The 18990-nt window shown below is 69.7% G+C and carries 14 protein-coding genes and 1 pseudogene; 10 read left to right on the forward strand and 5 right to left on the reverse strand.

Annotated features, from left to right (window positions below; genetic code table 11):
- Positions 1-312 precede the first annotated feature (312 nt).
- The 7 genes and pseudogenes from I8D64_RS04155 to I8D64_RS04185 all read left to right on the forward strand — a co-directional run.
- A pseudogene (locus I8D64_RS04155) lies at positions 313-594 on the forward strand (ABC transporter permease subunit); the annotation flags it as partial.
- 78 nt (positions 595-672) lie between these two features.
- Complete coding sequence (locus I8D64_RS04160) at positions 673-2187, forward strand: MFS transporter (RefSeq protein ID WP_200501189.1); 1515 nt, start codon at positions 673-675, stop codon at positions 2185-2187.
- 158 nt (positions 2188-2345) lie between these two features.
- A complete protein-coding gene (locus I8D64_RS04165; RefSeq protein ID WP_200501190.1) occupies positions 2346-3224 on the forward strand; it encodes an alpha/beta hydrolase fold domain-containing protein in 879 nt (292 codons plus the stop codon).
- A 280-nt stretch (positions 3225-3504) separates the two neighbouring features.
- Positions 3505-4401, forward strand: coding sequence for a sugar phosphate isomerase/epimerase family protein (locus tag I8D64_RS04170; protein ID WP_343068421.1), 897 nt, complete (start codon positions 3505-3507; stop codon positions 4399-4401).
- Between the two features lie 64 nt (positions 4402-4465).
- On the forward strand, positions 4466-5527 hold the full coding sequence (locus tag I8D64_RS04175) for a Gfo/Idh/MocA family protein (RefSeq protein WP_200501191.1): 1062 nt from the start codon (positions 4466-4468) through the stop codon (positions 5525-5527).
- A 193-nt stretch (positions 5528-5720) separates the two neighbouring features.
- Positions 5721-6713, forward strand: a complete 993-nt coding sequence (gene glsA / locus I8D64_RS04180) for a glutaminase A (RefSeq protein WP_200501282.1) — start codon at positions 5721-5723, stop codon at positions 6711-6713.
- Between the two features lie 98 nt (positions 6714-6811).
- On the forward strand, positions 6812-8452 hold the full coding sequence (locus I8D64_RS04185; protein WP_246482647.1) for an MFS transporter: 1641 nt from the start codon (positions 6812-6814) through the stop codon (positions 8450-8452).
- Positions 8453-8816: 364 nt separating this feature from the next.
- Here I8D64_RS04185 and I8D64_RS04190 read toward each other — a convergent pair whose 3' ends face one another.
- From I8D64_RS04190 to otnK, 4 genes are all read right to left on the reverse strand, one after another.
- Positions 8817-10163 carry a GntT/GntP/DsdX family permease gene (locus tag I8D64_RS04190; protein WP_200501192.1) on the reverse strand — a complete coding sequence of 449 codons (1347 nt, stop codon included), beginning with the start codon at positions 10161-10163 and terminating at the stop codon, positions 8817-8819.
- A 252-nt stretch (positions 10164-10415) separates the two neighbouring features.
- A complete protein-coding gene (locus tag I8D64_RS04195; protein ID WP_200501193.1) occupies positions 10416-11201 on the reverse strand; it encodes a DeoR/GlpR family DNA-binding transcription regulator in 786 nt (261 codons plus the stop codon).
- A gap of 88 nt (positions 11202-11289) precedes the next feature.
- Positions 11290-11925: a class II aldolase/adducin family protein gene (locus I8D64_RS04200; RefSeq protein WP_343068422.1), complete on the reverse strand. Its 636-nt coding sequence runs from the start codon at positions 11923-11925 to the stop codon at positions 11290-11292.
- Positions 11922-13178: a 3-oxo-tetronate kinase gene (gene otnK / locus I8D64_RS04205; protein ID WP_200501194.1), complete on the reverse strand. Its 1257-nt coding sequence runs from the start codon at positions 13176-13178 to the stop codon at positions 11922-11924. The genes I8D64_RS04200 and otnK overlap by 4 nt, the downstream gene beginning before the upstream one ends.
- 23 nt (positions 13179-13201) lie before the next feature.
- Here otnK and I8D64_RS04210 point away from each other — a divergent pair, with 23 nt between their 5' ends.
- On the forward strand, positions 13202-14704 hold the full coding sequence (locus I8D64_RS04210; RefSeq protein WP_246482648.1) for a homoserine dehydrogenase: 1503 nt from the start codon (positions 13202-13204) through the stop codon (positions 14702-14704).
- A gap of 427 nt (positions 14705-15131) precedes the next feature.
- A complete protein-coding gene (locus I8D64_RS04215; protein WP_200501195.1) occupies positions 15132-16457 on the forward strand; it encodes an amidohydrolase family protein in 1326 nt (441 codons plus the stop codon).
- A gap of 176 nt (positions 16458-16633) precedes the next feature.
- Here the strand turns inward: I8D64_RS04215 and I8D64_RS04220 are convergent, their stop codons facing one another.
- A complete protein-coding gene (locus I8D64_RS04220; protein ID WP_200501196.1) occupies positions 16634-16792 on the reverse strand; it encodes a hypothetical protein in 159 nt (52 codons plus the stop codon).
- Positions 16793-16977: 185 nt separating this feature from the next.
- Here I8D64_RS04220 and recQ point away from each other — a divergent pair, with 185 nt between their 5' ends.
- Positions 16978-18966 (forward strand): DNA helicase RecQ, encoded by a 1989-nt coding sequence (recQ, locus tag I8D64_RS04225; RefSeq protein ID WP_200501197.1) that lies wholly within the window; start codon positions 16978-16980, stop codon positions 18964-18966.
- The last annotated feature ends 24 nt before the right edge of the window (positions 18967-18990 follow it).

The raw sequence follows: 18990 nt of genomic DNA on the forward strand, positions 1-18990 counted from the left end.
AGCCCAAGGGTCGAACGAAATCGCGGTGATCACGTGAAGAGAACCTGGCGCCGACTCCATCGTTGCAGCCTTTCCCTGAGCGAGTTCGCGTGTTCTAAGTTCAGGGCCGCCATGCTGCACCCTCCGAGCACTGCGCACCAGAGCACGCCGCAGGCGGCTGTCTGCTCCGGCCTAGTCCACGGCCGTCCCGCCCTATGCCGCAAACCGCCGCCCACGCTCGTGTTCGAGGGCCTCGACGAGACTGAAGTCGTCGCGCAGCAGGTGGTGCAACTCGATGCAGTCGACGTAGGCGAGGGAACTTCACGCTTCCTCCAGATAGTCCTGCGCAACTCCCTGCCGGGCGTGCTGAGCGCCGCGATCTTCACGTTCCTGCTGGCGTGGAACGACTATCTGGTGGCGCTCGTGTTCCTGCGCTCGGACTCCAAACTCACCCTGCCCATGGGCATGCAGTCCTTTTTCCAGCAGAACTCGACCGACTGGGGCTCCGTGATGGCCGCGGCCGTGCTCATGATGATCCCGCCGATCCTCGTGTTCACCGTGCTGAACAGGTACTTCAGCGTCGGTGGCATCGGGGGCTCGCTCGCGGGCAGATGACGACATGGGAGCTGCTCGGCCCGACACATTCCGACACACGCCGACGCGCACCGGCCGGCGGCCTCCACAATCGTTCCCATGCCCCCGACGATGGACCCCTCCTCCAACGCGCTCGAAAACAGCTCCGCGCACCCCGCTCTCGGCTCTGGCACCGCTACCGGCCCCGACGCGAACGTGCCCCTGCGAGTCTCCTCCGCGGCCGACGTCAGCCGGATCCTCTCCGCGCTCGGCTCTCGCTCCCCGAAGTCGACCGCGGTGATCCTGCTGGCCCTCGGCGGGATCTTCATGGACGCCTACGACTTCTCCTCGATCGCCTTCGGACTACCCGCCATCAAGGAGCAGTTCGGCCTCGACGGGTTCATGACGGGTCTGGTCAACGCCTCGATCATGGTCGGCGCGGTGGTCGGGGCCCTGGCCGGCGGGTACCTCGTGGACCGCTTCGGTCGGTACCGGCTGTTCATGGCGGACATGGTCTTCTTCGTCGTCGCGGCGCTCGGCAGCGCGCTGGCACCGGAGGTCTGGTCCCTCATCGGATTCCGGTTCGTCATGGGCATCGGAGTCGGCCTCGACATCCCTGTCGCCATGGCCTTCCTCGCGGAGTTCTCGCGGCTGCGCGGCAAGGGCAACCGCTCTCAGCGCGTCAACGCGTGGTCGCCCGCCTGGTACTTCGCGACCGGCACCGGGTACCTCATCGTGCTCCTGTGCTTCTGGCTGCTGCCCGCCACCCAGCAGGACCACCTCTGGCGGATCGTCGTCGGCTTCGGCGCCGTGCCCGCCGTGATCGTGCTGCTGGTGCGCCGACGCTTCATGGCCGAGTCCCCGCAGTGGCTCGCCGACCAGGGCGACCTGCGCGGCGCGGTCGACGTGCTCTCCAGCCACTACGGGATCACCGCCGAGCTCGACGCCGAAGCCGCGAGCGGCACCGAACGCGCGAGCGCCCGCACCCGGCTGTCGAACGTCCTCGAGCTGTTCTCCTCACGCTTCCGCCAGCGCACGGTCGCCGCCCTGTGCGTCTCCGTGTTCTCGACCTTCGGGTACAACGCCGTCGCCTACGGCACCCCGCTGATCATCGCGACGCTCTTCCATCAGGGCCCACTGGTCACGATCGTGTCCTCGCTCGTGATCAACATGGGCTTCGGTCTGGCCGGCGGGCTCATCGGCATGGGCGTGGTCAGCCGCTTCGGCTCGCGCCGGGTAACTCTGGTGGGCTTCACGATCCAGGCGGCGGCCCTGTTCACCCTCGCCGCGATCGGCGTGCCCAGCAGCGCGCTCGTGCTCGTGGCCGTCGCGATGCTCGCCGCGTTCATCTTCGCGCAGGCCGGTGGTCCCGGCGCGAACCTCATGAACTTCGCGACCCTCTCCTACCCCACGCGCCTGCGCGGGATCGGCGTCGGCTTCAACCAGGGCACCCTCCGGGCCTTCTCGGTGCTCTCCCTGCTGGGCTTCCCGATCCTCACCGCGCAGCTGGGCACGGGCGTGTTCTGGATCGTCGCCTGTGCTCCGCTGCTCGGCGCGATCTCGCTGGTGCTCAATCGCTGGGATCCGACGGGCAAGGACGTGGACGCCGAGGACCTCGAGCACGTCGCGGCCTGACCCCTGTGATCCCCGGAGCTCGGGACCACACTCATCCGGCTCCCGCGAGCGGAGATCCGCCGGCACGAGCGATGATCCGTCGCCACGAGCGACGGTCCACCGGCACGAGCAGCCAACCGCCGATTGACAGGCCCCACGCCCGGACGAAGGATCGGGCCATGCCCGTGTCGCTCCAGGAGGCCTACGAGGCCGCTCTCGCCGCCAAGCCCGCCCACGTCCAGGCGATGAGGGACGCCCAGCATCCCGTTCTGGCGAAGGATCCGGTGCCGATGCCGCCCGGGGTGCCCGAGCGCTTCGAGGTCGAGGAGCGGGAGATCGCGGGCTTCCCGGTCCAGGTCCTGCATCCGCGCGAGCGCGGATCGGGGATCCAGGTCGTCTACTTCCATGGAGGCGCGTTCACCCTGCCGTTCCAGGGGTCGCACGGGCGGATCGTGCTGGGGCTGGCCGACCGCACCGGCGCCGACCTGTGGATCCCGCACTACCTGCCGGGGCCCGACGGCACCATCGAGGACGCCCTGCCGTTCATCGACGCCCTGGCACGGGAGGTCCCGAACGCGGCCGGGGGCCACCGGTACGTGGTCGCCGGCGAGTCCGCCGGAGGGAACATGGCCCTGGTGCAGACCCTGCGCGCCGCGCAGAACGGTACCCGGATGCCGGATCACCTGGTGATCCACGCCCCTTGGGTGGACCTGCGCACCGCCGATCCCGAGTCCGTGCGGATGGAGCCGGCCGACGTGCTGATGACCGTCGACAACCTCCACCTGTCCGCCCGGAACTGGGCGGGCGGCCGGGACCTCACCGACCCGATGGTCAGCCCGATCTTCGGGGACCTCGGCGCCCTGCCGCCGGTCTCGGTCCTGCAGGGCACGAATGATCTGCTGCTCCCGGACGTGCTGCGATTCGTCGAGGAGGCCCGCGCGCAGGGCGGCGAGGTGGAGCTCGACCTGGTCGACGGCGCCTTCCACGTCTACCTCGCAGCGGACGCACCCGAAGCGCACGCCGCCCTGGATCTCGCGGCGCAGCGAATCCTGGGCTGAGCCGCCGCAGCCGCCCGGCCGCGGACCCGGACCCGCACTCGGACTCGGACTCGGACTCGGACTCGGACCACGACGCAGCACGGGAGCTCCGGCCTCCCGCATGCTGAACCCCCTGTGGGCCCCGTCGGCCGTCCCGCCATACTGGAACCATTCACACCGGCCGCCGACCGGCCCCGTGCGTCGAGGCAGACGCCGTGTCCTCGGTCCGCGCGCCGTCGGCAGCCGGCCTCCGCGTCGGCACCGCTCCCCGGCCCACCCCACTGCCCTCGAGGACCCTCCGGTGACTTCCGACCTCCACCTCGGCTTCAGCTCGTACTCCTTCCACCCCCGGCTCTCCTCCGGCGACATGACGCTGACCGAGGTGATCGACTGGGTCGCCGCGAGCGGCGCGGAGCACCTCGAGCTGGCGATCCTCTCCGACGAGCCCGACTCCCCCGTCCCCTCGATCGGCTGGGAGGAGGCCGCGATCGACGCGGTCCGCGAGCACGCGGCCTCCGCGGGCGTCGTCCTCTCCAGTCTCGCCGTCGGCGCGGATCTCACCTCCGAGGATCCTCACGAGTCCGCCGAGGCGATCACCCGGGTGAAGGCCTACGTCGACCTCGCGCACCGCCTCGGCATCACGCGCATGCGCCACGATGTGGTGCGCCACGCCGGGCTCGACGGGGACGACACCCCTCTGTTCGAGCAGGTCCTGCCCCGCATCGTGGTGAGCGCGAAGGAGATCGCCCGGCACGCGGCGACCCTCGGAATCACCACGAGCCTGGAGAACCACGGGTTCTTCGTGCAGTCCGCCGATCGCGTGCGCCGCATCGTGCACGCGGTGGACGAGCCGAACTTCCTGACCACCCTCGACGTCGGCAACTTCGTGTGCGTGGACGATTCACCCGAGGCGTCGGTCGCCCAGAACCTGCCCTTTGCGATGGTCGTGCACCTCAAGGACTTCTACATCCGTCCGGCCGACGCGGATCCCGGCGAGGGCTGGTTCCGCAGCCGCGGCGGCAAGCATCTGCGCGGGGCGATCGTGGGCTGCGGCGACCTCGACCTCACCGCGATCTGCCGCAGCATCCGCGCATCCGACTTCACGGGCTTCGTCGCGATCGAGTTCGAGGGCTGGGAGGACAGCCTCCTGGGCTGCACGCGCGGCCTCGCGAACGCGCGCCGACTGCTCAACATCTGACTCCCCCTTCCTCTCCCTCCTCCACCTCGTCCATCTCCGCCCTTCCCACACAGGAGCACCCGACATGAGCACCCTGCGCATCGGCATCATCGGCGCCGGCACCATCGCCCGCGCCCACCTCGACGCCTACGCCGTTCACCCCGAGGCGGAGCTCGTCGCCGTCAGCGACGTGAACCCCGAGCGCGCCCGGACGGTCGCCGAGGAGTACGGCGCCCGCCGCGCCTACGGCGACCCGAACGAGCTGCTGGCCGACCCCGAGGTCGACGCCGTGAGCATCTGCACCTGGAACAACACCCATGCCGAGTGGGCCATCGCCGCCGTCCGCGCCGGCAAGCACGTGCTGGTCGAGAAGCCCCTGGCCCGCAACCTCGAGGAGGCGGAGCGGATCCAGGAGGCCGTCGCGGGCTCGGACCGTGTGCTGCAGGTCGGGTTCGTGCGCCGCCACGCCCCGAACTGCCAGGTCCTGAAGTCCTTCATCGACGCGGGCGATCTGGGAGAGATCTACTACGCGAAGGCCTCCTGCATCCGGCGGGCGGGCAACCCGGGCGGCTGGTTCGCGGACAAGGACATCGCCGGCGGCGGCCCGCTGCTGGACATCGGCATCCACGTGCTGGACCTGTGCTGGTACCTGATGGGCAGCCCGACGGCCGTCACGGTCAGCGGCAGCACCTACGACCTGCTCGGCAACCGCTCCAACATCACCACCCTGCCGCGCTACCAGGTCTCGGACCACGACCCCGCGGCCAACAGCGTCGAGGACATGGCCACGGCCCTCGTGCGCTTCGACAACGGTGCGACCCTGCAGATCGACTGCTCGTACTCCCTGCACGCGGCGCAGGACTCGATCAGCGTCTCCGTCTTCGGGGACAAGGGCGGAGCCGACCTCGAGCCCCGTCTGAGCATCGCCACCGAGATGCACGACTCGATCGTGAACGTGACCCCGCAGATCGGCTCCGGCACCTTCGAGATGGAGGCCGGTTTCCAGGCGGAGATCGCGCACTTCGTCGACTCCTGCCTGGGTCGCATCGAGAACCTGGCGCCCGTCGGCCACGGCGTCGAGATCGTGAAGATCCTCGAGGCGATCTACGCATCCGCGGCGCAGGGGCGCGAGGTCGCGCTGAGCTGATCCGGGTCGCCCGACGGAGACCGACCGCTTTGCGTTCTCCGGCGAGCATCGGAAATGCCGGGAGGCACCGGGACGGAAAGCCCGATAGCGGCATTCCGGGCAGCTCTGTTCATCGCTCGGCAACGGTCGTATCGTGAACAGCGCCGCTGATGACGAAGCTGTCGATCGCTCGGATCCCGCATGGGAGGTCGCGATGTTCGAGACCGATGTCCTGGAGATTCCCCAGAGCGCTCGCACGGGCTCTCTCCCCGCCGAATCCTCCGTGCGCACGCTGCTGCGCGACGTGCATGAGCGCTACCGCGACCTGCAGGAAGGCTCGGTCGCGGACTACATCCCGGTGCTGGCGGAGGCCGATCCGGACCTGTTCGCCGTATCCCTCGCCGAGGCCGCGGGCCCGATGCACACGGCCGGTGACACCTCCGCCCTCTTCACGATCCAGTCGATCTCGAAAGCATTCGTGCTCGCTCTGGTCACCGACGCGATCGGCCACGAGAGCGTGCACGAGATCGTGGGCGTCAACAACACCGGGCTGCCGTTCAATTCCGTCATCGCCCTCGAGCTGAACAACGGGAGCCCGATGAACCCGATGGTGAATGCGGGCGCCATCGCCACCACCGCCCTCATGCCGGGGCGGGACGGCGCCGCGAAGTTCGAGGCGATCCAGGAGGGGCTCAGCGCCTTCGCGGGCCGTCCGCTGCGGATCGACGAGACGGTGCTGGAATCCGAGTCCGCGAGCAACCACCGCAACCGGGGAATCGCCGATCTGCTGACCAGCTACGACCGGCTCCGCATACCTGCGCAGGAGGCCCTCGACGCCTACACGAGGCAGTGCTCCCTCCTGGTCTCGTCCGATGATCTCGCCGTCATGGGCGCCACGCTCGCGGCGGGCGGCGTGAACCCCCGGACGGGCCGACGGGTCGTCTCGGCGGAGGTCTGCCGCGACACCCTGGCCGTCCTCGCGTCGTGCGGCATGTACGAGCGATCGGGCGAGTGGATGTTCGAGATCGGCCTGCCCGCCAAGTCGGGGGTCTCGGGCGGCATCGTCGCCGTCGCGCCGGGCAAGGGCGCCGTGGGCGTCTTCTCCCCGCCGCTCGACCGGGCCGGCAACAGCGTGCGCGGCCTGCGGACCTGCGCGTACCTCTCGCGGGCCCTCGGACTGAACCTCTTCGCCTCCCCCAGTCCCTGAACCGTCGTCGCAGTCCCTGCTCCTCCCCATCCCCGATCACCCATCCCTGATCCCCCTTCCCCGATCCCCACAGGACCACGACCACCAGGAGGGTCCTCATGTCCTCTGCCTCCTCCCCGTCCCCGTCCCCGACGCAGAACCCCGAGCAGCGCCGCTCGTGGGTACCGATGATCGGGCTGTTCCTCGCCCAGGTCCTCATGTCCTTCAACGTCGCGGCCCTGCCGATCTCCCTCGGCGGCATGGTCGAGGACTTCCACGTCCCGCCCACGACGGCGAGCTCGACGATCGTGGTCTACGGCCTCGCCGTCGCTGCGCTCGTGATGACCGGCGCCAAGCTCGGCCAGCGGATCGGCTGGACGCAGATCTTCCGCGGCGTCCTGGTGGTGTTCGCCATCTCGTCGCTGCTGATGATCTTCTCGCGCACCATCACGTGGGCGATCGTCGGCCAGCTCCTCGCCGGCGCCGCCGCCGCGATCATCGTGCCGGCGCTCGTCGCGCTGATCGCCGAGAACTATCGCGGAGCGCAGCAGGCCACCGCCGTCGGCTCCCTGGGGTCGGCCCGGGCCTTCTCGGGCATGAGCGCCTTCCTCATCGGCGGCACCCTGGGCACCCTCGTCGGCTGGCGCCCGATCTTCCTCATCACCCTCGCCCTCGCCATCGCCGTCTTCGCTCTCAGCTTCACCCTGCGCTCGGACCGCGGGGACCCGTCGGTGAAGATCGACCTCGTCGCCTCGGTGCTGATCGGTGCCGCGATCGTGATGCTCACCCTCGGCTTCAACAACCTCAACGGCTGGGGAATCCTGCGCGCCGAGGACACCGCCCCGTTCTCGGTGCTCGGCATGTCGCCCGCACCCGTGCTCGTGGTGCTCGGGCTCATCTGCGGCCAGGCGTTCCTCCTGTGGACCCGCCGCCGCATGGCGTCGGACCGGGTGCCGCTCGTGGACCTGCGGGTGCTCGGCTCGCGCGCCGAGCGCTCCGCCGTGTACGCGATGTTCATCATCGTGGCGATGGAGGCGGCCGTGAACTTCACCGTCCCCACCTACATCCAGGTGGTCCAGGGCCGCGCGCCGTTCGCCACGTCGCTGGCGATGATGCCGTTCAACCTCACCGTGTTCGTCACGGCGACCCTCATCGTCCGCTTCTACTCGCGCTTCAGCCCCCGCGCGATCGCCCTGTTCTCGTTCGCCCTGACCACGATCGCCCTGGTGTGGCTCGCAGCGGTGGTCACGAACAACTGGGAGACTCTGCCGACGATCCTCGGGCTCATCGTCTTCGGGATCGGCCAGGGATCACTGGTCACGCTGGTCTTCAACGTGCTGGTCACGAGCGCCCCGAAGCGGCTCGCCGGGGACGTCGGATCGCTGCGCGGGACCACGCAGAACCTGGCGTCGGCGGTCGGGACGGCCGTCATGGGTGCGCTGCTGGTGACACTGCTCGGCGTGAACGTGGGCCGTGCCGTCGTCGATCACACGGAGCTCCCGCCCGAGCTCGTCTCGCAGGTCGACCTCGACAGCGCGAACTTCGTGAGCAACGCCGAGCTCGAGCAGCTGCTCGAGGGGACGACCGCCACGCCCCAGCAGGTCGACGCCGCGGTCGCGGTGAACGAGGCCGAGCGCCTGCGCACCCTGAAACTGGGCTTCCTGGTGCTCGCGGGCATCAGCGCGGCCGCCGCGCTGCCGGCGTCCAGGCTCCCCCGCTACCGGCCCGAGGAGATCCCGGACCCGGCGCCGCAGGACTGATCCGTCGGCCACCGGCAGCCGCGGACGGTCGCTCGCGGATGCCGGGCCGCCGCGGCTGGTCGTCCGCGGCGACCGCTCGTCAGTCAAGACCGGTCAACTCATCGGCTGTCCCCGCCAGCGTCCGTCGGCCTCGGGCGCCCATCCGCCGGGGATCCGGGACAGCCTCCCGGTCAGGACGAGGTCGGCGGGGAGCCCGTCCAGCAGCGGCGGCCCCGCACCCACGCGCCCGGACCACACTGATCTGCCGATGGTCTCCTGGTGACAACCGGCGATCAGATGTGCCCGCAGGGGGATCGTCGGGCCTCCTCGCTCTCGCTCCGGTTCGCGTGCACCAGGACCTTCCGGTGCGTAGCCGCATCCGGACTCAAGCGCGCACGAAGAGCGAGAGCACGAGCACGCCCACAAGCCCGATCAACGACTGGAGCGAGAGCTGCAGCGTCCACGTCTTGAAGGTCTGCTTCACGCTGAGCTGGAAGTACTCCTTGAACAGCCAGAACCCGGAGTCGTTGACGTGCGAGAGCATCACCGATCCTGACGCGGCCGCCAGAGCGAGCAGCTCCGGAGAGGTCGAGCCTCCCGCTGCCAGCGGAGCGACGATCCCCGCCGCGGTGACGGTCCCGACTGTCGCTGATCCGAGCGCGATCCGCAGGAGCGCTGCGAGTGCCCACGCGAGGATCAGGGGCGAGATGCTCCACCGCTGCGCGGTGTCGACGATGACATCAGCGACGCCCGTGGCAGTCAGCATCTCCCCGAGCGCCCCTCCGGCGCCGATGATGAGGATGACGGGCCCGACCGTCTTCAATGCGCCGCCGGCGACCGACTGCAGTTCTCCGAGCTTGAGCTTCGCAGCCGGAACGAGGGTCACGAGAGCGACGACGACCGAGATGATCAGCACGAGGTCCGCATTGGCGAGCAGGCGCATGACCACTCCGAGTGCCGTGCCCTCGGCGGTCCTTCCCTCACCGACGCTCCCGATGACCAGGAGCACCGGAGCCAGCAGCACGACGAACAGCGAGAGCGCGAAGGAGGGCCTCGTCTCCGAGAGCTCGGAGGCGCCACCGGCCGGGCCACCGCTCAGATCGATCTGCTCGCCGAAGGACGACTGCAGCAGACGTGGAAGGAGCACGCCGCAGACCAGGAGCGTCGGGATCGCGATGATGATCCCGTAGAGGACCGTGAGCCCGAAACTCGCGTCGAACGCCCCGACCGCCGCGGTCGGGGCGGGATGCGGCGGGAGGAGCCCGTGCGCCGCATAGAGGCCCGCCGTCAGCGGGAGCCCGACGTACAGCAGATGAGAACCCGTGCGTCGCGCCACGGCGTAGACGAGCGGGACCAGCATGACGAACGAGACGTCGAACAGGTTGGGCAGGCCGATGATCAGGGCTGCGACGCTCAGAGCGACGGGGATCAGCGCCCTCGACCGGTTGCCCACGAACTCGTCGGCGATGCGGGAGGCCCCGCCCGTCGCGGTGAGGATCGCTCCGAGCATGACCCCGAAACCGATCACCGGGGCCGTATGCCCGAGTGTGTCGCCGAATCCCGACTCGAACCCGTCGACGGTGCCCCCCACGCCGAGGCCGCTCGCGAGGCCGAGGAGCAGGGCGCCGATCGACAGCGCGAGGAACGGATTGAACTTGAACCGCGCGATGGCGACGATGATCAGGACCACGTCGATCGCTGCGAAGATCAGATGCAGCTCGCTGGCTGACATGGGGCATGTACCTCTCTGTGAGACCGCATTCCGACATCCGCGCCGGACGGGTTCCGACGAAGCGGGCGGTCTCCCACTTCCTCGTGGCCCCGAAGATGATGAAGAACGTCTTCGAGGACGCGCGCCCGGCGGAGCCGTCAGCGCGACAGCGTCAAACTATCACAGGGAGTCACAAATATTCCCGTTCAGCCTCAGATCGAAGCATGGGCAGTGGAACAGCGCGTGTCCCGATGCCGGCCATCGGCCTCGACGTCAGTCCCCAGCGAGATCGAGGACGACGCCTGACTGTCGCAGCGCGCGACGCTCCTCCTGGGGAAGGCGGTCGTCCGTGATGACCGCGTCCAGCTCCGTCAGCCGCATGACCTTGTACTGCGCGAAGAGCCCGTACTTGGAGCTGTCGGCGAGCAGCACGGAGCGTGTGCTCGACGCGAGGGCCGCTCGCTTGGGGCCGACCTTCGCCTCCACGGGCGTGGTGAGCCCATGTGCGACGTCCCAGACCGAGCACGAGAGCAGTGCGATGTCCACGGTGAGCTGGTCCAGCGCCATCTCCGCGAGCCTCCCCACTGACGACTGGTTGTCCTTGTCGATGCGGCCGCCGATCATGATCAGCTCGGCATCCGGGTGGTCGAGAAAGGCCGTGGCCGTGCTCAGGTCATTGGTGACGATCGTCAAGCCACGTCGCTCATCGAGTTCACCGCGAAGTCCCTGCACCGTCGTGCCCGCGTCGAGATACACGCTCATTCCGTCCTCGACCAGGCCTGCGGCCCGCCGAGCGATCTCGTGCTTCTGCTCGACGTCCGAACGCGCCTTCTCGGCGCGCTGGGGTTCCTCCCGCTCGCGGGGCTCTGCTGCGACACCACCCTGCGTGGAACGTGCGCGCCCCTGCTCAGCGAGAACCGCGACGTCCCGGCGCACCGTCATCTGGCTGACCCCCAGGAGCTCCGTGAGCCGCCGGTAGCTCACCACGCCCTCCGTCCGGACCAGTCGCAGAATCTCCTTGCGCCGCTGCTCCGGGATGAGCGGGGACCCTTCGGACATCGCACCTGCCTCCTGGCCTGTTGTCACTCCACGAACTGCGTGAGCACGATTCGGCGTGCCCATCACCCGCCTGGAGGGATTCCGGACGTCATTCCCAGGGAACACCATAGGCGGCCACCAGCTCGGCCACGTGATCATCAGTCAAGGTCACAGGATCGAGACCGCGGGTCAGAACCGTCAGGCGGCACGCCTCCTCGAGCTCGACCGCGACCTCCTGCGCATGCGCGGCGTCGCGCCCGGCGACGACCATGCCGTGGTGCGCGAGCAGTGCAGCGCGGAAGTCCCCGGAAAGCCCCTCGAGCAGCTCCCCGAGCTCAGGTGACCCCGGCATTCGGTACGGGACCATCGGAACGCGCCCCACGCGCATCACCGCATAGGGGGTGAGCGGAGGGACCGCTGTGCGGTCGCTCCAGGGAGCCAGCACCGATACGGCCGTCGCGTAGGCGGAATGCAGATGGATGACGGCGCCAGCATCGCCCCTCCGCCGGTAGAACGCCGTGTGCAGAGGCGCTTCCTTGGACGCCCGCGGACCCGCCACCTGGCGCCCGTCCAGGTCCAGAACCGCGAAGGAATCGGGGGAGAGGCGGCCGAGATCGGTGCCCGTGGCAGATACGAGAACACGATCCCCTTCTCGAATGCTGACGTTGCCCGAGCTCCCCGGACTCATGCCGAGCGAGACGAAACTCCGGCCTGCCGAGATCACTGCGTCGAGAGCGGCGGTCACAGGAGCCCCCACGCATCGAGGAAGAAGCGCTCTCCGCCGAAGTTGCCGCTCTTCAGGGCGAGCGCCACCGTGCGGTCGCCGGAGTATCGCGTCCGCGCGGCCGACCAGCAGACCCCGGGACTGATCTCCGTGCCGATGGCGAGGACCTCGATACCCAGCTCGCGGACGACGGCGCCGCTGCTCTCACCTCCGCCGATGAGAATCGCCCGGACCGCGTCCCACGAGACGAGGCGGCGAGCCACCTGGGAGAGCACGGTCTCGACAGTGGTTGCGACGTCGATGCCATCGATCTCGCGCACCACGTCATCCAAGGAACGCGCGGCGCACACGACCGGACGGACACCGGGGTCGGAGGGCGTCGCGGGCCTCGCGTGCTGCGCAACCCACCGCGCGAGCACATCGGCTTCTACGGACGCGTCCGCGACCGCCTTGGCCAGATCGATCGCACGGACCGGCGCCTCCTTCGACGCGATCTCGATCTGCCGCCGCGTCGCCGAGGACACGCTCCCGCACAGCACCGCGCCACTTCCAGGCTCCGGCCACGCCACGGGAGGCGAGGTCTCACCGCTGCCCCCCGTGAGCCCAAGCGCCAGTCCCGATCCTCCTGACACAAGAGGCTCGTCCGACACTGCCGCGCCGATGATGTCGAGGTCGCCGTCATCGATCGCATCGATGACGACATGGCCCGAGCGTCGCGCGAGGAGTTCGCGAAGCCTTCCCGCCCCCGAGCGCACCTCGCGTTCGTGTATCTCGCTGACCGGGCGGTTCGTCTGCGGCTCAAGAACCTCAGCCACACGGGAGCGCGTCATCGGATTCAGCGGATGGTCCTTCATCGGGGACTCGGCCAGCAGCTGATCGTGGACGAACAGATGCCCTTGGTAGACCGTCCTGCCGTTCTCAGGGAGAGCAGGCACGACCACGCAGCGCCCCACTCCGAGCCGGTCGGCGACCGCGTCGAGCACGTGACCGATGTTGCCCTGCGGTGTCGAGTCGAACGTCGAGGCGTACTTGATGTAGATCCGGTCCGCTCCCCATTCCCGAAGCCTCGACAGCGCAGCGAGTGCTGCGTCCACTGCCTCGACGGCGGGGCAGCTGCGGATCTTCAGCGCGACGACCACCGCATCAGCACTGGCCACCTGCATCGCATCCGGGCTGGAGTCCTCGATCACCACGATGACGGAGTGCCCGGACCGTCTCAGCATGGCAGCGAGATCCGTGGCACCCGTGAAGTCATCGGCGATAGCTCCGAGCATCCGATCCCCTCCTGGTCTGAACCATGAGCCCTCGACAAAGCGCCGGCCCAGCATACGTGTTGCTTTCTGATAATATTCGTGACGATTGTAGACGACAGCGGGCGTCGCTGGCGTCGATCAGCGCAGATCGCCCGGTGGGACCCTCCGATCCCCACCTCAGCCGCACGAAACGAGGAACATCGATGAAGATCGCATCACCGCGTCGACGCACCGGCGAGATCCGTGTGGCACTGACGGGTGCCAACGGAGGCTTCGGCCGAACATTCCTGGCTCAACTCCGCAGCACTCCCGACATCCGAGCAACGGCCCTGATCGACCCGGACGTCGACGGCACAGTGGCCATGCTCGCAGACCTCGGGATCACCGCGTTCGAGATCGCCGACGCTCCGTCCAGCGCGCACGCCGCTGCCGCCTCCGGCGAAACAGCTCTGCTCTCCTCCCTCGAGGCCATCGACTGGGACTCGGTCGATGTGCTCGTCGAAGCGACCGGGAACGTCCCCGCGGGAACCGCCTACTCGGAAGCGGCGCTGGATCATGGCACGCACGTCGTGATGATCAGCAAAGAGGTCGACACGGCTGTGGGCGCCGCCCTCGCCGCGCGTGCAGCGGAGACCGGGCTGAGCTATCTCCCCGGTGACGGCGATCAGCCGGCGAATCTCCTCCGCCTGTTGGACTGGATCTCCGCTGTCGGCCTGGACATCGTCGCCGTCGGGAAGTCGAGCGAGTACGACCTCGTGTTCGATCCCGAGAGTTCGACGGTGACGCAGAACGGCGAATGCGTGCCCGTGGCAGATTTCGCAGCCCTGCTGGCGCTCGGGGAGGACGTGCCGGCGACCCTCGAGCGACGAGCGCGAGCCCTGAGCGACCTCAAGCGCCGGGCGGCCGCCGATGCGTGCGAGATGACCGTCGTCTCGCAGCGGGTGGGAATGCCCGCGGATGTTCCGGAGATGCACTATCCCGTTGCCCGCCCCTCAGAGCTCGCAGACATCTACTCCGCTCGCGAGGACGGTGGGGTCCGCTCCCATGACGGCATCGTCGATGTGTTCTCGGCGCTCCGCCTTCCGAATGAGGCCAGCTTCGCGGGCGGCGTCTTCGCCATCGTGCGCGCCGAAGACCCTGCGACATGGGACACCCTGCGTGGCAAGGGCCATGTGGTCAGCAGATCGGGCACGCTCGCCGCGATCTATTGGCCCTATCACCTCATGGGAGTCGAGACGCCGCTGAGCATCTATGCAGCTGTCGACGGGACACCGTCACGGGCGCCCCGCCCGACCACCATGATGGCGGCCCGTGCGCAGCGGCGACTGGCCGCTGGCACGGACCTGATCGTCGCCGGGCACCATCACGAGATCGCCGGGGTGGACCCGGTGATGATCACGCCCGCGGAAGGAACAGCGGCGTACTACGTGCTCTCCGGCACGACCCTCCGCCGCGACATCGCCGAGGGGGAGGTCATCTCCGTCGACGATGTCGACGGCATCGACCGCCGAGTACTCGAGCTGAATCAGTCTGTTCAGGACGTGTGACAGGCACTCCAGGCCCGGACCGCCGTCGCCCCGCGGGTTCCCCGGAGTCAGCTCCCCACTCCTGCGGCCCACCTCGCTGGCCCGGTGGACGTGCACCGGGGCCGCACTCGCCTGTCCCGTCTCGACGAGCTCCGTCATCATGGGGATTAGTCGCTTCTCCTCGACTCCGGCCCCGAACTCCTCGAAGGCGGGACTGTCCACGGTCATGGACTGCTCCCAAGGAAGGAGTCGCCCCGTGTCGTCTGATCAGCCCGGCGCACTCCAGCTCTGACCCGGAGCACGGGATCCCCGCCGCACGAGCGTTGTGCGACTCCCATTGCTCCCCCGGCTATCGCGGGTCAAGCGGTTCCGGGCGTCGGACGGATCCCGGGCGTCCGGCGCGCGGCTCAAGGTGGACGCCGGGCACCAAATGCGATGGGATCGACGCATGAGCGCTCCCTTCGCCATCGTCGGCATCGACGCCCTGACCGGCGAGCGGGACGGCGCCGTGCACCGCGACTGGACCGTCAGCGTCGGCGCCGACGGCCTGATCTCCTCCGCAGGCCCCTCGGCGCAGATCGATCTCCCGCCGACCCTGCCGCGGATCGACGGCGCGGGGAAGTTCCTCGTGCCCGGGATGATCAACGCCCACGCGCATCTGTTCGCCGACGGCAGGCCGCTCTCCTCGATCTACACGAACCCGAGGATCGCAGGGCACCTGACGCGCGCCATGCACACCCCGCCGGGCCGCGCGCTCCTGCGCCGTCGGACCCGTCAGAACGCACTGACCCAGCTGCACTCGGGGGTCACCACGATCCGGACCGTCGGCGACACGGCCGACGAGGTCATCCACGTCCGCGGGCAGATCGACAGCGGCGAGATCACGGGCCCCAGGCTGCTGCCCGCCGGCCCGCTGATGGCGATCACGGGCGGGCACGGCGCCCCTCAGATCGCGCTGATCGGCGATGAACCGGAGACCGCCCGCGCCAACACGCGCCGCAACCTGCGACGGGGCGCGCAGGCGATCAAGATCGCGGCGACCGGCGGGGTCACGGACGCCCTGGACGTCGGTCATGCCGGGAGACCGGAGATGCCGGAGGCGTCGATGCGCGCCGTCTGCGAGGAGGCCCACGGGGCGGGAGTGCTCGTCGCGGCGCACGCCCAGGGCCGGGAGGGGGTGCTCGCAGCGCTCCGTGCCGGAGTCGACACGATCGAGCACGGCGCGACCCTCCTGCCGGAGAGCATCGAGCTCTTCCATGACAACCCCGCCTCCCTGCGCGGCTGGTCGGCGCTGGTTCCGACTCTCCTGGCGTGCATCCCGCTCGTCCGGTTCGATCCGCAGGTCACGGGCCTCGGAGAGGTGGTGCAGGAGAATGCCCGCATGGTGCTCGACGAGATGCTGACGGGAGCGCAGCAGGCGATCGAGCACGGGATCGCTCTCGGGATCGGCACCGACTCGGGCGTCAGCTACTCCACCCACTCGAGCTTCTGGCGCGAGCTCGATCTCTATCCACGTCTCCTCGACGTCGATCCCGCCGCGGTGCTCCACACGGCGACTGCCGGCAACGCCTCCGTCCTCGGGCTGGAGGGCGTCACCGGACGCCTCGCCCCGGGGCTCTCGGCCGATCTCGTGGTCCTCGAGTCCGACCCCCTGGAGTCGTTCGAGGCCCTCGCCGAGCCCTCGATGGTGGTCGTCCGGGGCGAGCGCATCGTCCGCCCCGAGATCCGCCGCATCCCCGACATCGACGCGCAGCTCGACACCCTGCGCGTCTGAGCCCGCGTCCTCCTCCGCCCCCGCTGGAGGGCCCCGCGCACGAGAGCGGTGAGCAGGCGAGGACGTCCGCCGCTCGCAGCGCTACGGTGGCCGGGCCCCGGGATCCGGGCGGCGGCGTCGGCCGGTCACGGGTACCAGCTGAGCGCGCCGGCAGGGTGGTCGTTCGCACGCTGCGCTCACATGCGGCGCACCCCACCGACGACGCCGAGAGCAGATGCGCGGGTCAGCTGCGCGCTGCTCCCCCCAGCTCTGATTGCGATGCGCCGGTCCAGATCCTCGAGCTCGTCGATGACGTCGGCGACCACCCAGATCCGGTCGCGCTTGCGGCCGGTCACCTCGCGGAGGATTCCGGCGGACTCGAGGCTTTCGACGGCCGGACCTCTCGAGGGGGTGCTCTTTTCCCGTCGGCAGCCCTTCCCAGCGCCGCACCGAGCCGTCGTCGCCCCGCTCCCTCCGCACCCATCCACAACCCGCCGCCCGGCGGCCCGCCGGGTCGGTGCGCGCGCATAGGCTGGAACGCATGCATGACGCCCCCGCCGACGCGCCCGCTCCGACCGATCCTCAGGCACCGTCGACCCCTTCGGCACCGTCGGCCCCTTCGTCCTTCGGGCCCGAGCTCGACCCGGCCGCACCGGACGAGCAGGCCCCCTCGGCACTGGCGCCGACCCCCTCCGGGGACCCGCGTGCCCTCGAGGTGCTCTCGACGGTCTTCGGCTACGACTGCTTCCGGGGCGAGCAGGCGCAGATCATCGACCAGGTGATCGGCGGCGGCGACGCGGTCGTGCTCATGCCCACCGGCGGCGGCAAGTCGCTGTGCTACCAGATCCCGTCGCTGATCAGGCCCGGCACCGGGATCGTGATCTCCCCGCTGATCGCCCTGATGGCCGATCAGGTGGCGGCGCTCGAGGCCAACGGCATCCGCGCCGCCTACCTCAACTCCACGCTCGAGATGCACGAGGCGCGGGCCGTCGAGCAGCAGCTCCTCGCCGGCGAGCTGGACCTGCTGTACATGGCGCCCGAGCGCCTGGTCCTCCCCCGCACGATCCAGCTGCTGCAGCGCGCCGAGCTCGCCCTGTTCGCGATCGACGAGGCCCACTGCGTGGCCCAGTGGGGACACGACTTCCGGCCCGACTACCTGGGCCTCTCGATGCTCGCCGAGACCTTCCCCGACGTCCCCCGGATCGCCCTCACCGCGACGGCGACCCGTGAGACCCACCGAGAGATCACCGAGAACCTGCGGATGCAGGACGCGGCGCACTTCGTCTCGAGCTTCGACCGGCCCAACATCCAGTACCGCATCGACCCCAAGGCCTCCCCGCGCGAGCAGCTGCTGCGTCTGATCCGCAGCGAGCACCCGGGTGAGGCGGGGATCGTCTACTGCCTCTCGCGCAGGAGCGTCGAGCAGACCGCGGCATGGCTCTCCGAGCGCGGCGTCGCCGCCCTGCCGTACCACGCGGGCCTCGACGCGGCCATGCGCCGCGAGCACCAGGAGCGCTTCCTGCGCGAGGACGGCCTGGTCATCGTCGCGACCATCGCCTTCGGCATGGGGATCGACAAGCCCGACGTCCGCTTCGTCGCCCACCTGGACCTGCCCAAGTCCATCGAGGGCTACTACCAGGAGACGGGCCGCGCGGGCCGCGACGGGCAGCCCTCGACCGCGTGGATGGCCTACGGCCTGGGCGATCTCGTCAGCCAGCGCCGCTTCATCGACACGGGCGAGGGGTCCGAGCCCTTCAAGCGCAACGCCCGCGCACACCTGGACGCGATGCTCGCCCTCTGCGAGACGGTCACCTGCCGACGCGTGCAGCTGCTGCACTACTTCGGCCAGGAGTCGGATCCCTGCGGAAACTGCGACGTGTGCCTGAACCCGCCCAGCACCTGGGACGCGACCGTTCCCGCGCAGAAGCTGCTCTCGGCCCTGATCCGCCTGGACCGCGAACGCGGCCAGCAGTTCGGCTCGGGGCAGGTCATCGACGTGCTGCGAGGCAAGGACAACGAGCGCTCCGCCCAGTCCCGCCACCCGGAGCTGAGCGTCTGGGGCATCGGCGAGGGCCTCTCCGAGCGCGAATGGCGCACGGTGCTGCGTCAGTTGCTGTCACGGAGGATCGTCGAGGCGGTCGGCGAGTACGGGGTGCTCGTCCCCGGCGAGCACGCGGGCCCGGTGCTGCGCGGCGAGGTCATCGTGGAGCTCGCGGTGGACCGCTCCCCCGTGAAGGCGCCGCGGTCGCGAGGCGCGGGGCGCGGCGGGGGCGCGGGCGGCGCGTCGCGGGCGGCGGCCTCGCTCGAGCCCGCGCAGCAGGAGGTCTTCGAGCGCCTGCGGGCGTGGCGCACCTCGGTCGCGAAGGAGAAGCAGATCGCCCCGTACATGGTCTTCTCCGACGCCACGCTGGTGGGGATCGTCGAGCTGCGGCCGACGAGCGTGGACCAGCTGGGCGGCGTCAGCGGCGTGGGCGCGAAGAAGCTCGCCGAGTACGGCGAGGACGTCCTCGAGGCGCTCGAGGGGAGCTGACGTCCCGGGGGCGGGTCCACCCGG

Source organism: Brachybacterium halotolerans, assembly GCF_016623465.1.
Classification (GTDB): domain Bacteria; phylum Actinomycetota; class Actinomycetes; order Actinomycetales; family Dermabacteraceae; genus Brachybacterium; species Brachybacterium halotolerans.

Bases quoted from the DNA above. Each gene is read 5' to 3' on its own strand.
- I8D64_RS04160 (WP_200501189.1), top strand. From the start codon at position 673: ATGCCCCCGACGATGGACCCCTCCTCCAACGCGCTCGAAAACAGCTCC.
- I8D64_RS04165 (WP_200501190.1), top strand. From the start codon at position 2,346: ATGCCCGTGTCGCTCCAGGAGGCCTACGAGGCCGCTCTCGCCGCCAAG.
- I8D64_RS04175 (WP_200501191.1), top strand. From the start codon at position 4,466: ATGAGCACCCTGCGCATCGGCATCATCGGCGCCGGCACCATCGCCCGC.
- glsA (WP_200501282.1), top strand. From the start codon at position 5,721: ATGTTCGAGACCGATGTCCTGGAGATTCCCCAGAGCGCTCGCACGGGC.
- I8D64_RS04185 (WP_246482647.1), top strand. From the start codon at position 6,812: ATGTCCTCTGCCTCCTCCCCGTCCCCGTCCCCGACGCAGAACCCCGAG.
- I8D64_RS04190 (WP_200501192.1), bottom strand. From the start codon at position 10,163: ATGTCAGCCAGCGAGCTGCATCTGATCTTCGCAGCGATCGACGTGGTC.
- I8D64_RS04195 (WP_200501193.1), bottom strand. From the start codon at position 11,201: ATGTCCGAAGGGTCCCCGCTCATCCCGGAGCAGCGGCGCAAGGAGATT.
- otnK (WP_200501194.1), bottom strand. From the start codon at position 13,178: ATGCTCGGAGCTATCGCCGATGACTTCACGGGTGCCACGGATCTCGCT.
- I8D64_RS04210 (WP_246482648.1), top strand. From the start codon at position 13,202: ATGAGCCCTCGACAAAGCGCCGGCCCAGCATACGTGTTGCTTTCTGAT.
- I8D64_RS04215 (WP_200501195.1), top strand. From the start codon at position 15,132: ATGAGCGCTCCCTTCGCCATCGTCGGCATCGACGCCCTGACCGGCGAG.
- recQ (WP_200501197.1), top strand. From the start codon at position 16,978: ATGCATGACGCCCCCGCCGACGCGCCCGCTCCGACCGATCCTCAGGCA.